The following is a 12,988-nucleotide window of genomic DNA, read 5'->3' as shown; positions in this document are numbered from 1 at the left end:
GAAGAACAGACGAGCCAGACCACCCCCGCTGGCTTGACAAATCTGATTGAGAATCTTCACCTCTCCGCGGTTTCAACCTATTTCGCTCCATCGGCTCCGTGCCGCCGCTATCGGACGCGCCCTGCGGGCTTATTTCGCCCGCTATCAGCGTCACTGCGCCGCCTCCACTCAAACGGTTTTCCCCGCCGGAGAGGCAAAGAAAAACGATCAGCCAGAGGGAGCACCCACACCATGCAGACCGCCACCGACTTGCAGACCACGGCCAAGACCTATCTCACGCTCGCCAACACTCGCGCGGTCAGCATCCGCGTCGTGGGCACCGACCCCAAGACGACGCCCTCCGTGCTCGTCACCCGTCGTCCCTCCGGCGTCTGGGAGGCGTGGCACTCCGACCAGCTGCACGGCATCACCAGCGGCTCGTTCCGCCACTGCGTCACCCACGCTCGCCGCGCAGCGATCCGCCGCGTCGCCCCGTTCCTGAGCCGCTGAGAGGACCTGACCATGACTCGCACTGATACCGGCCGCGCGAGCGCCGAACAGCTCGCCCTCATCCTCACCACCCGCCGCGCGGAGTCCGACGAGGACGCCGCCGCCACGGACGCCGAGATCCTCGCGCACGTCCGCAACACCCTGACCCTGCCCGGGGAGGGATGCCCGGGCGGGTTCCCCGTCACCGACGACGGAAGCGACTACGCGGCCGCGCTGATCGCGTTCCTGTCGCCCGTCCCGACCGCAGACGCGATGCTCGCCACGATCGAGAGCTTGCACCAGCAGGTGTGGGCCGCGGCCCCCGTCCTCACCGTCGAGACGGTGACCGATGACGGGGAGACGTACCCCGCGCTGCGCTGCCCCGCATGCGGCCAGCTCGTCACCGACTCCGGCGACCTGTACGCCGTGGACGTGTCGACCAGGTGGAGCACCGCCGAGACGGACGCCGAGCACCAGCAGATGAGCATGACCCGCGGAGACGACGACTACAGCAGCACCCTGTACTACCTCCACGCCGCAGGCGAGCCGCACGCCGTCGTCCCGCCCGAGGGTTGGACCGAGAGCTGGAACTGACCCAGCGGGGGAGGGGCCGGCCTTCGGGCCGGCCACGAGGGGCGACCCCCTCGCGCTCCCCGGTGTTCCACCTTCGGCGGGGCGCGAGCTCCGCCCGCGCAGCGGTGACGGAGCACCGCCGGTGAGGTGCCGCTACGCGGCAGGATTCCCCGTTTTCTTCACCTCTCCGCGGTTTCAACCTATCTCGCTCCATCGGCTACGTGCCACCGATCCCGGACGCGCCCTGCGGGCTTATTTCGCCCGTGATCGGCGTCACTCCGCCGACTCCACTCAATTGGTTTTCACTCGCCGGAGAGGCAAAGAAAAACGATCAGGAAGACGACAAAAGCCCCGTAGTGAATGAAGCACCACGGGACCCGTCGCCTCAATGGTCGCACACCGATCAAGGAGAAACCATCGTGACTATCACCACCGGAACCGGGACCGTTCAGCACATCGACCCGACCACCCTCGTCATCGAGGCGAACGTGCGCACCAGCGCCCCCGTGACACGCGATTTCGTCGCGTCGATCCGCGAGAACGGCGTCATCACCCCGATCCTTGCCCGCCGCGACGAGCACGGAAACGTCATCGTCCGCGCAGGCCAGCGCCGCACCCTCGCCGCACGCGAGGCCGGAGTCGCCACGGTCCCCGTCTACGTCGTGGAGGGCGACGACACCACCGCGGACCGGATCATTCAGCAGATCATCGAGAACGACCAGCGCGCCGAACTCAGCACCGCGGATCGCACCGCCGCCTGGGCGCAGCTCGCGTTCGAGGGCATCACCGCCTCGCAGATCGCCAAGCGCACCGGAACCAAGACCGACGCGGTGAAGAAGGGCCTCGCCGTCGCGGAGTCCGCGACCGTCACGTCCGTTCTCCACGAGCACGAGCTGACTCTCGACCAGGCCGCGGTGCTGTTGGAGTTCGAGGACGACGCCGACGCCCGCGCCCACCTGATCGAGGTCGCGACCAACGACCCGACCCAGTTCGAGCACACCGCGCAGAGCCTCCGCGAGGACGCCGCGGAGAAGGCACGCCTCGCCGCCGTCGAGCAGGAGCAGATCGCGAACGGCTTCCAGGTGCTCACCCGCTCCGACGCCTACGGCGAGGGCAGCCCGTGGGTCGCCCTCCGCAAGCTCCGCACCGCCGACGGGGAGCAGGTCACCGCCGAGCACATCGCCGCGATCCCGGTTCGCGGGGCTCTCATCGACACCCGCTGGAACGGCGACATCGACGTGACCCACTTCGTGCAGGAGCCCACGGAGGCCGGATTCACCTACGCCTACCGCGGCGACGTGCCCGCCGCGGCGCTCACCCCCGAGGAGGCGGAGGAGGAGCGCGTCGAGAAGTCCGCCGAGCGGAAGGTGCTCATCGCCAACAACAAGGCGTGGACTGCCGCCGTGACGGTCCGCCGCCAGTGGATCGCCACGTTCCTCAGCCGCAAGACGCTTCCGAAGGATGCGGATCGGGTGATCGCTCTCGGGCTCACCGCGCACCGGTTTGCGGTGTCGTCGGGGATGAGCAACGGCAGCGACCTCGCCCACACGCTGCTCGGCATCGACCGCCCCTCCGGCTACCGCACCGACGCTCTCGCCGCGCTGGTCGAGGCGAACCCGGCGAAGGCCCGGCTGGTCGCGCTGGCCGTCGTGCTCGGAGGTCAGGAGGCGAACACGAGCAAGGAGTCGTGGCGACGCGGCGACGAGCGCGCCGCCGCCCACTTCCGCCAGCTCGCTGCGTGGGGGTACGCGCTCTCCCCGGTCGAGCAGGTCGTCACGGGCGAGAGCACCCCGGCTAACACCGCCGGGATCAGCTAGCCGCTCCGCGGGGACCGGCATCCGCCGGTCCCCGCACCCCCGCTCCCGACTCCTGCAGAAAGGCCCGCCATGACCACCACCACGACACCCGCCGTCGACGTCGACGTGTGGGGACACACCCCGGCGCTGCGCGATGCGCAAGCCGCCGTCGCCGCCGCCACCGCGACCGGCGACCTCGACGCGATCGCCGCGGCCGCGCGAGCGCTGATCGTCGCCGCGGCCGCGCACGCCTGGCCCACCGCTACCGCCCTCGTGTTCAAGTACGAGACGACCGGCCCCGTCGCCCACGTCTGGGGGCTGTGGAGAGTCCTCGACGCCGATCGTCAGACCCTCCGCGAGTGGGAGGACGACCCGGGCGGCATGAGCGATGAGTCCGAGGAGGAGCTGGTGGCCCTGGACCTCATCAGCAACCGCCGCGAAACCCTCGACTACACCGACTTCGGAAAGCCCATCGGCTCCACCGTCCTGATCCTGCACACCCTCACCCTCTGAGCGCGGGCGCGGGCCGCCCCGGACCGGGCCGGCCCGTGAGGGGCGACCCCCTCACACTCCCCGATGTTCCGCCGGCGGCGGGGCGCGAGCTCCGCCCGCGCAGCGTCGACGGAGCGACGCCCGGAGGTCGACCGGCTGCGCCGGCCGCCGTTGGTCGCCCTGCGGGCTCACACCCTTTTTTGCCGTGAAGCCTTCGGCGGCTCCCTCCGCTTCGCTGCGGTCGTAGCTACCTACGGGCTCCGTTCAAGTGGCTGCGCCACCGACTCCTCCGAGACTTTCAGCACGCGGTCGCTGCGCTCCCTTATTTCGCGCCGAAACTCTCTCCCCCCTCGCCCTGCGGGTTGCACTGCGCCCTCCGGTTGCTAAGGCGGAAAACCGCCTTCCAGCTCGAGCAGACACGGCCGCTGGCGTGATCGGCGTTGCGACGAGCCGTGCACCGGTCAGCGCATCTCGTGCGCGATCTCCAGGAACGCCGCCGCGGACGACCCGATGCGATCGGACCAGATGGCGCGGAGAGGTCGCACGAGTGCTGGTCCGCGGAGGGGCACTCGTACCAGCGAGCGCGCGGCGAGATCTGCTTCGACGGTGAGGATGCTCATGACGGCGGGCGCGATGCCGGCGCGGGCGTTCGCTCGGATGATCGCCGTCGTCTCCAGGATCGCGGCGGGAGTCGTGGGTGCGAGCCCGGCGTCGTGGAGCCATGCTTCGAGGGTCGTCCGGGTGCCGGAGCCTTCCTCTCGTGTCAGCAGTGCGGTCCCGGCCAAGTCCTCGGCGCTGATACTCGCCGCGCGTGCCCAGGGATGGTCCGGTGCGACGACGACAGCGAGTTCGTCCTCCGTGACCACGTGAGAGGAGAGCGTGGCCGTGGACGCCGGAGTCTCGACGAATCCGAGCTGCGCCGCACCGGATCGCACGAGCTCGGTGACCGTGGCTGAATTGCCGGCGATCAGCTGCACACTCACCTCGGGTGTGCGCTGTCGGAATTCGAGGAGCCAGCGGGGGAGCAGCAGTTCGGCGATCGTCTGCGACGCCGCGAGGACCAGTGAGCCGGTCGGCTGTCGCAGTGCTGCCGCGCCCGCCTCGAGGCGGCGGGACGCCTCGAGGACCGGGCCGGCCAGCTCGAGCACGAGCCGGCCCGCGTCGGTCATCAGGGACCCGGTCGGAGAGCGGCGCACGAGCGGCTGCCCGATGGCGCGCTCCGCGACCCGCAGACGCGCCGAGACGGCCTGCTGGGTGACGCCGAGGGCTTCGGCGGCGCGGGAGAGCGAGCCCGCCTCGGCGATGCGTTCGAGCACCTCCAGCGTGTCGAGATCCAGGATCCGGTCCGTCAATCGCCGCGTCGCCACAAGCACTCATTGTGCCCCGCCAACACGATCGCTGTATCGGCTGGTGACGGCGATGCTCAGGCTGGAGTCATGACAACTCTCTCCCCCGCCCGCGCATCTTCCTCGATCGGGCATCCTCCGCGGTCGAGGCGCTTGTTCCGGGAGCTGGAGCATCCGGGACTGATCGTGTCGAACCTGACGCCGAACTGGTTCGCGTCGATCATGGGCACCGGCATCGTCGCGGTCGCCGCCGCGTCCCTGCCCCTCCAGTTCCCCGGACTCCGCACCGGGGCCACCGTCGTCTGGGCGATCGCCGCGCTGCTGCTCGTCGCGCTGACGGTCGCGACCGGGCTGCACTGGGTCCGCTACCGCGGTACAGCGATGAGGCACCACCTGAATCCGGTCCTCTCGCACTTCTACGGCGCGCCGCCGATGGCGTTCCTCACCGTCGGCGCGGGGACCCTCCTCCTCGGCAAGGACTGGATCGGCCTGCCCGCCGCTGTCGCCATCGACTGGGTGCTCTGGGGTGCGGGGACTCTCGGCGGGCTGGTGACGGCGGTCCTGGTGCCCTACCTCGCGTTCACCCGGCACGAGAACAAGCCCGATTCGGCGTTCGGCGGCTGGCTGATGCCGATCGTTCCGCCGATGGTGTCCGCTTCCACCGGCGCACTGCTGCTGCCGTACGCGCCCGCCGGGCAAGCGCGGGAGACGCTCCTGTGGTCCTGCTACGGCTTCTTCGGCCTCAGCCTGGTCGCGTCGCTGGTGGTGATCACCCTGATCTGGAACCGGCTCGCGCAGCACAAGGTCGGAGCGGCGGGGATGGTGCCGACGCTGTGGATCGTCCTCGGTCCGGTCGGACAGTCGATCACCGCTGTGAATCTGCTCGCCTCGAACGCGCCCACCGTCGTGGACGCCGGCACGGCGCGTGCACTGCTGGTCGTGGCTCTGGTGTACGGCTTCGCGATGCTCGGCTTCGCACTGCTCTGGACCGTCATCGCCCTCGCGATCACCCTCCGCACCGCGAAGAAGCACCTGCCGTTCAGCCTGACGTGGTGGTCGTTCACGTTCCCCGTCGGCACCTGCGTCACCGGACTGAACGGCCTCGCCCTGCACTCCGGTCTCACGGTCGTCGCCGGTCTCGCCGTGCTCTACTACGTCGGCCTGGTCGCCGCGTGGATCTTCGTCGCCGCCCGCACCTTCCACGGTTCCGTGATCCGCGGCACCCTGCTCGCACCACCGCGACCGGCCTGACCGGGATCGAGGACCATCGTGGATGTCCGAAGCCTGAACGCCCTCGCCGAGACCTGGCGGAGTACCGCGGACGCGACCGGACGCTTCGTTCCGGGCTTCGATCCCTGCTCCGGCGGCACCGCCAGTCGCGTCCTGGTGCTGATGCAGTCACCCGGCCCTCGGACGATCGCCGCGGGATCCGCTGCCGTCTGCAGCGAGGACAACCTCGGGCCCACCGCCGCCGCGTTCCGGGCGGCCCGAATCGAGTCCGGACTCTCCCGCGACCACTACCTCCGATGGAACCTCATCCCGTGGGAGATCCCTGGCCGCGTCCGCCCCGCGGACATCGAGGAGGGTCGGCTCGCGCTCGGTGAGCTGCTGGAGCTGCTGCCCGCGCTCGGCGCCGTCGTCACCTACGGGACCGTGGCGCTCGACGGGGTCATGCGCTATCTGACCCTGCACGATGATCCCCGTGTCGTCCCCGTACTCGCGGCACCGCACCCCTCATCGGCCAACGGACGTCACCGCGCCGACCAGCACCTCCGCTCCGTGAACGCGCTCCGCCTCGCGAATCGTCTCGGATCCGGTCGGCGAATCGCAGACTGACGGCACTGAAGGGAGACGTCCGCGGCTCGGTCGGCACCGGTCGTCGTGACCGATGAGGCGCTGATCTCAGACGGTCCCCGTCCTCGGACCGCTGGCGGGAGCGGCCGGGTCGTCCACGACGTCGACGGTGTACGCCGCGCCGTGCTCGAGCGTGTGGCCGACGGTGCACTGGCGATCCACGGCCCGGTGGGTGCGTTCGGACAGTGAGGCGATCCGCTCGGGATCGAGCGCCGACAGGTCGGCGCGGATCACGGCGGTGATGGAGTCGTAGCGGTCCTCACCCTCGGGCTTGGTCGCGGTGATGTCGGTGGTCGCTTCGAAGTCGGCTCCGAGTCGGCTGGCGAGGAGGTGGTCCGAGGAGAGCATGCCGCAGGCGGCGAGGGCGAGGTGCAGCAGCTCGCCGGGCGAGAACACGCCGTCGGCGTCCGACCCGCCGATGCGGACCTCGGCTCCTCGCGCGTTGCGGCCGATGAAGCTTCTCGGGCCCTCGCGGGTGATGTGCAGCGGTGTGGTCTCGGTGCTCATGGTCTGCTCCTGTCCTGTGTCCGCGGCACCGCGGGCAGTGCCGGTGTCTCCTGCGGGTGGGCGGTGTCTCAGGTGTCGGTGCGGACGAGGGGGGAGTTCGTGCCGCGGACCCTGATGTCGACGCCGGTGATCTCCGACCGGGCGATGCCCGTGGACGCCGCCAGGTCGACGGCGCGCTGCCCGGCCGCCGTCCAGGTGGCGACGGTGATCGTGCTGCCGTCTGTGCGGGTGATCACGAGTTCGTACTCCGCGTCGGCGGGCGCATCACCACTGTAGGTGCAGCTCCACTCCAGCCGGGTGCCCCACGGCTTCCCCTCGACCTGGATGTCCGCAGCGAGAGCGGGATCGTCCGCGATCGGGTCCATCGGTTCGAGGGTCGCCTCGCTCGCCACGGGAGCACCCGCGATGCCCGTGCCGAGAGCGACGCCTCCGAAGACGGAGGCGGTGACGGCGGCCGCGACGGCGAGGGACGTCACCAGCCGGCGCCGACGTCGGCGCGTCCGGACACGGTGAGCGATGGCGGGCAGCGTCACCGGGGAGGGCGGCGCGTCCTCGCCGTCGTCCGATGCGCTGATGGCGAGAGCGTCCTCGACGGAGAGCCGACCGACGATGCCGGGCAGTCCTGCCAGCTCTGCCACGGCCGCGCGGCAGGCCGCGCAGCCGCTGAGGTGCTGCTCGTACTCGAGTCGCTGATCCGCGGGGAGAGCGCCGAGGACGTAGGACGCGTCCCAGTCGCGGTACTCGTCCTCCGTCGCAGAGCTTCCGTGGTGGTCGTTCATCGGGTGACGCCCCTTTCCTGCAGAGCCAGTCGCAGTCCGCGCAGTCCGTAGTGCAATCGAGATTTCGCTGTTCCCTCGGGGATGGAGTGCCGGCGGGCGATCTCGGGGACGGTGTGTCCGAGGAAGTACGCGTCCACCACGATCCGACGATGCTCCACCGACAGCGAGGCGAGAGCGTCGGCGACGAGGATGCTGTCCAGGACCGCGTCGGTGCGATCGGGGACGGCGCCGCCGCCGTCCTCGTCCTTCGCCGGCACTTCGCGTCGGCTCCGAGCGGAGCGGGCGTCGTCGATGACGAGGTTGCGGGCGACGGTGAACAGCCACGCGCGCGCGGCGTCGGCGTCGCGTTCGAGGACCTGCGGGCGCTGCCAGGCCCGGACCATCGTCTCCTGCACGACGTCCTCCGTCAGCGCCGCGTTCCGAGTGAGGTTCTGCACGAATCGCCGCAACGCCGGGCCGTGACTCTCGTACAGCGCCGCCAGGAGCTCATCGACGGGGCGGGGCACAGTGCTCACCGCCTCGAAGCGCCACGGCGCACTCCGTCATCTCGGTTGCTCCGATCACTGCGGGTCATCCCTTCCGGTCCTTGCCTGTCGAGAACCGGCGACCCGTCCGGGCGATGCGCTTCGCTGCGCGGGGACGGGTCGCCGTCGCATCAGGACGCCGGGGTGGCGGTGCTCATGCCCGCAGCTTCCTTGTTCATCGTGCCGTCAGGGAGGAGGACGTACCAGGCGTCCTTCACACCCTGCCCGTTGACCTGGCCCGGTGCGGTGTCCTTCGCGAACCGGTAGACCGGCCATCCGTCGACGGTCAGCTGGGTCGTCCCGTCGGTGCGCGTGATCGAGCCGACCTCTCCGGTGATCCCATCCGCGGCGGTCGTGCTGGACGCCGACACGGCCGGCCAGGTCGTGGCGCACTCGTCGTAGCAGCTGCTGCTGCCCGAGTTCTGCGTGTCCTTCGTGAACGTGTAGACGGTGGAGCCGGCCTCGTCCGTGATGATCTCGCCCAGCGGCGAGGACGCCGTCGTGAGAGCCGCCGTCTCAGCGGAGGCGGAGGCGGTGGCGGAAGGGCTGTCGGCCGGCGCTTCCGACGAGGCGGCCGAGCCGGCGGCCGTCGAGCATCCGGCGAGAAGGACGGCGGCGAACGCCGCAGTGGTCACAGTGGTCGCGATTCGCTTGAGCATGATGCCTCCTGTAGTGCGGGGGCCGAGGTGGTCCCACCGAGGACACGACACAGCAGTCGCGGACGTTCAACGAGGCGAGAAGATCGCTGGGAGAGCATCCGCGCGGCGGGCGGCTTCAGCGAGAGCGACGATCCGTTGCGCGCTCCTTCGCGTGAAGGCCCGAGGCAGCGCGCTGCTCTCCATCCCCGCGCAGACCGAGGCGAACGAGCACGCAGACCGCCAGGGAACGGTACCCGCGGCCGTACTGCTGAGGATCCGGGCCACCTCGTCAGGTGGGATCGGGCTTCGCTGTATCGCCACGAGGCGGACGCCACTCGGCGCGCTCCTGCTCAAGAGCAGACAGCCTCCCAGTAGAGGCTCGTCCTCTGGCCGATCGAACCCCCTCGGCGGAAGTCTCCGCGAGCAAGCAGACGCCGACCTCGGTCGGCGCTGTGGTGTGCGCTGCGCGCATTTTTGCCTGGAAGCCTTCGGCAGCGTACGGGCCTGCGGCGTCCACGCAAGCCGCTGCGCGGCCGGCTCCTCCGAGGTTCCCGCCACGCGGTCGCTGCGCTCCCTCACATCGCGCCGACAACCTCTCCTCCGCCGCCCTCCGGGTTGCGCTCCCGCCTCCGCCTCTGCTCGGCACTACGTGCCTTCCAGGCAAAAAAACGCTGGGAGAGAAGGAAGAACAGGCGAGCCAGACCACCCCCGCTGGCTTGACAAACCTGATTGAGAATCACGGCAAAAAAACGATGAGGAAGAGGAAGAACATGCAGCAGATCACCACCGTCAGCACCTTCGTCCCGGCCGCGAACGAGGACGGGATGCAGAGCCAGTTGCGCCGGATCGCCGAGCGCGACGTCGACCTCTCAGGTCTGGCACGGGGCGGGTGGGCGCTGGCACACACCGCCACGATCCCCGGCCCCGAGGGTGTCATGTTCGTGGACACCCTCACCCGCACCGAATCCTGACCCGCACCATCACCGAGGAGCAAACGCCATGTCCGACACCATCACCACCAGCCCCGCGGCCGAGGAGCCGACCCTCTGGGGCGCGGTGGCCGAGTTCGCGTCCGTGTTCTCCCACGGAGACACCGCCGATGAGTTGGCCGTGCGACTCAGCTGCGCCGAGGTCGACGCGCTGGCCGGACTCCTGCGAGCATTCGGACGAGATGAGGCCGCGGACCTGTGGATCGCGGAGCACGCGAGCGACGACGACGAGGGTGACGCCCACACTCCGGAAGGAACTCACCGATGAGCGAGCAGCAGCAGACCACGCCCGACCCGGCGGCGACCTACCAGGCGGCCGTCGCGGCCTTCGCGGCCACGCTCTCCGACCCGGCAGTCACGGAAGCGATCGCTCCGACGCTGCCGTGCTGGCGCGCGACGGGCATCATCGACCTCCTCACCCAGGCCGGACACGTTGACGCCGCCGAGAAGTGGGCCGAGCTGCACGCCTGGTCCCCGGTCAACGACGAGCACGACCCGCATCGCGGCGACCGGTGGGACGACTGATGCTCACCGTCTACTCGAAGCCGTCGTGCGTGCAGTGCACCATGACCTACCGGGTGCTCGAGAAGAAGGGCATCGAGTACACCACCGTCGACATCACGACCAACCCCGCAGCGCTCGCGTACGTCACGGAGGAGCTGGGCTACTCCGCCGCCCCCGTGGTCGTCGCGAGCGACCAGGACCACTGGTCGGGCTTTCGCCCCGACCTCATCGAGAAGCACGCCGCATGACCGGCCCGAACATCACCGGCGACGACTACCGGGCGGGTACCTCGCCGGACAGGCCGACCGGCAAGGCGAAGTCGACTGGCTGGAGAACGAGGCCGACCGGCTCTACCGCCTCGCCTACGGCGACGAGCGCCGCGTCCCGGACCTCACCGTCACTCGCGCCGAGCTCGGACAGCGCAGAGCGCTGTCCGAGCCGCCCGTGGAAGTCACCCGCCGCGACGCTCTGGCGTCCTGGGGCATCGAGACACCCCCTACCGACACCCCGGCGGCCGCGGCCGCGACCGAGAACCCGTCGACGTCGACGGGACCCACCAACCGCACGAGCAGGAGACGACAGATGAGCACCAGGACCATCACCGGCAACCTCGCCGCCGACCCCGAGGCCGTGCAGGCGGGCCGCGTGCAGATCGTGAAGCTGCGCGTCATCGAGAACACCGGCGAATACCGCGCGGGGGAGTGGACCCCGCACGACGCCCCGACCACGCACTACGTGGAAGCGAAGTTCGAACTCGGCGAGCACGTGCTCGCCTCCCTCCACAAGGGAGACGCCGTAATCGTCGTCGGCTACGAGCGCACCGTCGCCTGGGGCGACGGCGAGAACCGCCGCACCGGCCGCGTCCTCGAAGCCGACGCCATCGGCCCCAACCTCACCCGCGCGACCGCCGTCGTCACCACAACCACCCAGCGCGCACCCCGCCGCAGCGCCGCCCCCGCGGCCGAGTAGGACTCGGTCGTCCGAGATACTCCGCCATCCGCCGCAGAGTTCGCCGTCTTACGGCCGATACTCGCGGTTCTCCGTAGAGGACGGAGGCGGTCCGGGGTTGGGCTGCTGGAAGCTGCCCACGCCCAGAGCGGCGAGTCCCGCGGACACCGCCGCGCCCAGAAGGCGGAAGACGATCACGAATGCCTTTCCGACGAACTTCAACACGTTTGCCATCACGAGACCATCGCTTTCCGGAACTGATCGCAACGCTAGTGGTTCCGAGCGAATCCCGGTGGGTTCTACTCCGAGCCGTCCGCGATCCGGACAACGTAGAGGATGACGTGATCCTCCGGGATCGCTGCGCGCACTTCCGCGATCGCCGCGGCGCTCGTCGCCGCGCTGCTGCGCACCACCGTTGATGTCGATTCCGCGCGCGTCCGGTGTGCCAGCTCCCACAAGCCTCCATCGTCGCATCCGACGCTGACACGACCCGCTCGAGCGTGGGGGCCGGCGGCGCCGGCCCGTGAGGGGCGACCCCCTCACGCTCCCCGGTGTCCCGTTCCGGGGCGCGAGCTGCACTCGCGCAGCGGCGACGGAGCACCGCCAATGGGAGGCCGCGATGCGGCCCGTTCCACCCGTTTTCTTCACCTCTCCGCGGTTTCAACCTATTTCGCTCCACCGGCTCCGTGCCACCGATAGCGGACGCGCCCTGCGGGCTTATTTCGCCCGCTATCGGCGTCACTACGCCGCCTCCACTCAAACGGTTTTCCCCGCCGGAGAGGCAAAGAAAAACGATCAGCCAGAGGGAGCACCCACACCATGCAGACCGCCACCGAATTGCAGACCACCGCGAAGACCTACCTCACGCTCGCGAACACCCGCGCGGTCGACGTCCGCGTCGTGGGCACCGACCCCCAGACGACGCCCTCTGTGCACGTCACCCGCCGCAAGTCCGGCGTCTGGGAGGCGTGGCACTCCGACCAGCTGCACGGCATCACCAGCGGCTCGTTCCGCCACTGCGTCGCCCACGCCCGCCGCGCAGCGATCCGCCGCGTCGCCCCGTTCCTGAACCGCTGAGAGGACCACACCATGACCCGCACCGACACCGGCCGCGCCACGGCCGAGCAGCTCGCCCTCATCCTCGACACCCGCCGCGCCGAGTCCGACGACGACGCGACCGCCACGGACGCCGAGATCCTCGCGCACATCCGCAACACGCTCACTCTTCCCGGCGAAGGAGCTCCGGGCGGATTCCCCGTCACCGACGACGGCACCGCCTACGCCGCCGCGCTGATCGCGTTCCTCACCCCCGCCGACAAGCAGGACACCGGCGCGGCACTGGCCGCTTTCCTCACCCCGACCCCGGAGACGCTGGACGAGCGTGCGGCACGCATCGAGTCGAACCGGCGCGCGGATGAGGGGTGGCAGGCGCTCTCCCCGGCGGAGCAGGCCGCGCAGATCGCGGCCGTCGAGCGGGCGGAGAACCCCAGCGGGCCGTGCGACTGCGCCAACTGCTACGAGCCCGCCGACCGGTAGCCGCGCGGCGCGGGCCGGCCTGCGGGCCGACCCG

General features: G+C 70.2%; 18 protein-coding genes. 13 read left to right on the top strand and 5 right to left on the bottom strand.

Going from position 1 to position 12,988, the window contains the following annotated elements; all coding sequences use genetic code 11:
• Positions 1 to 231: 231 nt before the first annotated feature.
• The 4 genes from ASG06_RS17785 (at position 232) to ASG06_RS17770 (ending at position 3,350) form a co-directional block, all read left to right on the top strand.
• The gene (locus ASG06_RS17785; protein ID WP_055794438.1) at positions 232 to 489 is read left to right on the top strand and encodes a hypothetical protein; all 258 of its coding nucleotides are present in this window, start codon (positions 232 to 234) and stop codon (positions 487 to 489) included.
• A gap of 12 nt (positions 490 to 501) precedes the next feature.
• The gene (locus tag ASG06_RS20100) at positions 502 to 1,062 is read left to right on the top strand and encodes a hypothetical protein (protein ID WP_055794437.1); all 561 of its coding nucleotides are present in this window, start codon (positions 502 to 504) and stop codon (positions 1,060 to 1,062) included.
• A 398-nt stretch (positions 1,063 to 1,460) separates the two neighbouring features.
• On the top strand, positions 1,461 to 2,858 hold the full coding sequence (locus ASG06_RS17775) for a ParB/RepB/Spo0J family partition protein (protein WP_056045799.1): 1,398 nt from the start codon (positions 1,461 to 1,463) through the stop codon (positions 2,856 to 2,858).
• 69 nt (positions 2,859 to 2,927) lie between these two features.
• The gene (locus ASG06_RS17770; RefSeq protein WP_056045796.1) at positions 2,928 to 3,350 is read left to right on the top strand and encodes a hypothetical protein; all 423 of its coding nucleotides are present in this window, start codon (positions 2,928 to 2,930) and stop codon (positions 3,348 to 3,350) included.
• A gap of 440 nt (positions 3,351 to 3,790) precedes the next feature.
• On the opposite strand, the gene ASG06_RS17765 is transcribed toward ASG06_RS17770, so the two are convergent.
• The gene (locus tag ASG06_RS17765; protein WP_056045794.1) at positions 3,791 to 4,696 is read right to left on the bottom strand and encodes a LysR family transcriptional regulator; all 906 of its coding nucleotides are present in this window, start codon (positions 4,694 to 4,696) and stop codon (positions 3,791 to 3,793) included.
• A gap of 165 nt (positions 4,697 to 4,861) precedes the next feature.
• On the opposite strand from ASG06_RS17765, the gene ASG06_RS17760 reads away from it, so the two are divergent.
• Together ASG06_RS17760 and ASG06_RS17755 are read left to right on the top strand one after the other, a co-directional pair.
• Positions 4,862 to 5,926 carry a TDT family transporter gene (locus ASG06_RS17760; protein ID WP_231727822.1) on the top strand — a complete coding sequence of 355 codons (1,065 nt, stop codon included), beginning with the start codon at positions 4,862 to 4,864 and terminating at the stop codon, positions 5,924 to 5,926.
• 18 nt (positions 5,927 to 5,944) lie between these two features.
• Positions 5,945 to 6,511 (top strand): uracil-DNA glycosylase family protein, encoded by a 567-nt coding sequence (locus ASG06_RS17755; protein WP_231727820.1) that lies wholly within the window; start codon positions 5,945 to 5,947, stop codon positions 6,509 to 6,511.
• 66 nt (positions 6,512 to 6,577) lie between these two features.
• Here ASG06_RS17755 and ASG06_RS17750 read toward each other — a convergent pair whose 3' ends face one another.
• The 4 genes from ASG06_RS17750 to ASG06_RS17735 all read right to left on the bottom strand — a co-directional run bounded on the left by ASG06_RS17750 (position 6,578) and on the right by ASG06_RS17735 (position 8,998).
• Positions 6,578 to 7,036, bottom strand: a complete 459-nt coding sequence (locus ASG06_RS17750; protein WP_056045787.1) for an OsmC family protein — start codon at positions 7,034 to 7,036, stop codon at positions 6,578 to 6,580.
• 68 nt (positions 7,037 to 7,104) lie between these two features.
• Entirely contained in the window at positions 7,105 to 7,815 is a 711-nt protein-coding gene (locus ASG06_RS17745) for an anti-sigma factor family protein (RefSeq protein WP_055794430.1), read from the bottom strand.
• Positions 7,812 to 8,321 carry a sigma-70 family RNA polymerase sigma factor gene (locus ASG06_RS17740; RefSeq protein ID WP_056045897.1) on the bottom strand — a complete coding sequence of 170 codons (510 nt, stop codon included), beginning with the start codon at positions 8,319 to 8,321 and terminating at the stop codon, positions 7,812 to 7,814. Before ASG06_RS17740 ends, ASG06_RS17745 begins: the two co-directional genes overlap by 4 nt.
• A 149-nt stretch (positions 8,322 to 8,470) precedes the next feature.
• Positions 8,471 to 8,998 carry a COG4315 family predicted lipoprotein gene (locus ASG06_RS17735; protein ID WP_056045783.1) on the bottom strand — a complete coding sequence of 176 codons (528 nt, stop codon included), beginning with the start codon at positions 8,996 to 8,998 and terminating at the stop codon, positions 8,471 to 8,473.
• Positions 8,999 to 9,747: 749 nt separating this feature from the next.
• Here ASG06_RS17735 and ASG06_RS17730 point away from each other — a divergent pair.
• The 7 genes from ASG06_RS17730 to ASG06_RS17695 all read left to right on the top strand — a co-directional run bounded on the left by ASG06_RS17730 (position 9,748) and on the right by ASG06_RS17695 (position 12,954).
• Positions 9,748 to 9,948, top strand: a complete 201-nt coding sequence (locus tag ASG06_RS17730) for a hypothetical protein (protein WP_056045781.1) — start codon at positions 9,748 to 9,750, stop codon at positions 9,946 to 9,948.
• 28 nt (positions 9,949 to 9,976) lie between these two features.
• Positions 9,977 to 10,234 carry a hypothetical protein gene (locus tag ASG06_RS17725; RefSeq protein ID WP_056045777.1) on the top strand — a complete coding sequence of 86 codons (258 nt, stop codon included), beginning with the start codon at positions 9,977 to 9,979 and terminating at the stop codon, positions 10,232 to 10,234.
• Positions 10,231 to 10,491 carry a hypothetical protein gene (locus ASG06_RS17720; protein ID WP_056045775.1) on the top strand — a complete coding sequence of 87 codons (261 nt, stop codon included), beginning with the start codon at positions 10,231 to 10,233 and terminating at the stop codon, positions 10,489 to 10,491. Before ASG06_RS17725 ends, ASG06_RS17720 begins: the two co-directional genes overlap by 4 nt.
• Complete coding sequence (nrdH, locus tag ASG06_RS17715) at positions 10,488 to 10,718, top strand: glutaredoxin-like protein NrdH (RefSeq protein ID WP_056045893.1); 231 nt, start codon at positions 10,488 to 10,490, stop codon at positions 10,716 to 10,718. The genes ASG06_RS17720 and nrdH overlap by 4 nt, the downstream gene beginning before the upstream one ends.
• Positions 10,719 to 11,052: 334 nt before the next feature.
• Positions 11,053 to 11,439, top strand: a complete 387-nt coding sequence (locus tag ASG06_RS17705; protein ID WP_056045769.1) for a single-stranded DNA-binding protein — start codon at positions 11,053 to 11,055, stop codon at positions 11,437 to 11,439.
• Positions 11,440 to 12,237: 798 nt separating this feature from the next.
• Positions 12,238 to 12,495, top strand: a complete 258-nt coding sequence (locus ASG06_RS17700; RefSeq protein ID WP_056045765.1) for a hypothetical protein — start codon at positions 12,238 to 12,240, stop codon at positions 12,493 to 12,495.
• A 12-nt stretch (positions 12,496 to 12,507) separates the two neighbouring features.
• Positions 12,508 to 12,954 carry a hypothetical protein gene (locus tag ASG06_RS17695; protein WP_056045762.1) on the top strand — a complete coding sequence of 149 codons (447 nt, stop codon included), beginning with the start codon at positions 12,508 to 12,510 and terminating at the stop codon, positions 12,952 to 12,954.
• Positions 12,955 to 12,988 lie beyond the last annotated feature (34 nt).

This window comes from Rathayibacter sp. Leaf185 (assembly GCF_001423885.1).
Lineage (GTDB): Bacteria > Actinomycetota > Actinomycetes > Actinomycetales > Microbacteriaceae > Rathayibacter.
The sequence above is the reverse complement of the archived record's forward strand: the minus strand, read 5'-3'. Positions and strand labels throughout refer to the sequence as shown.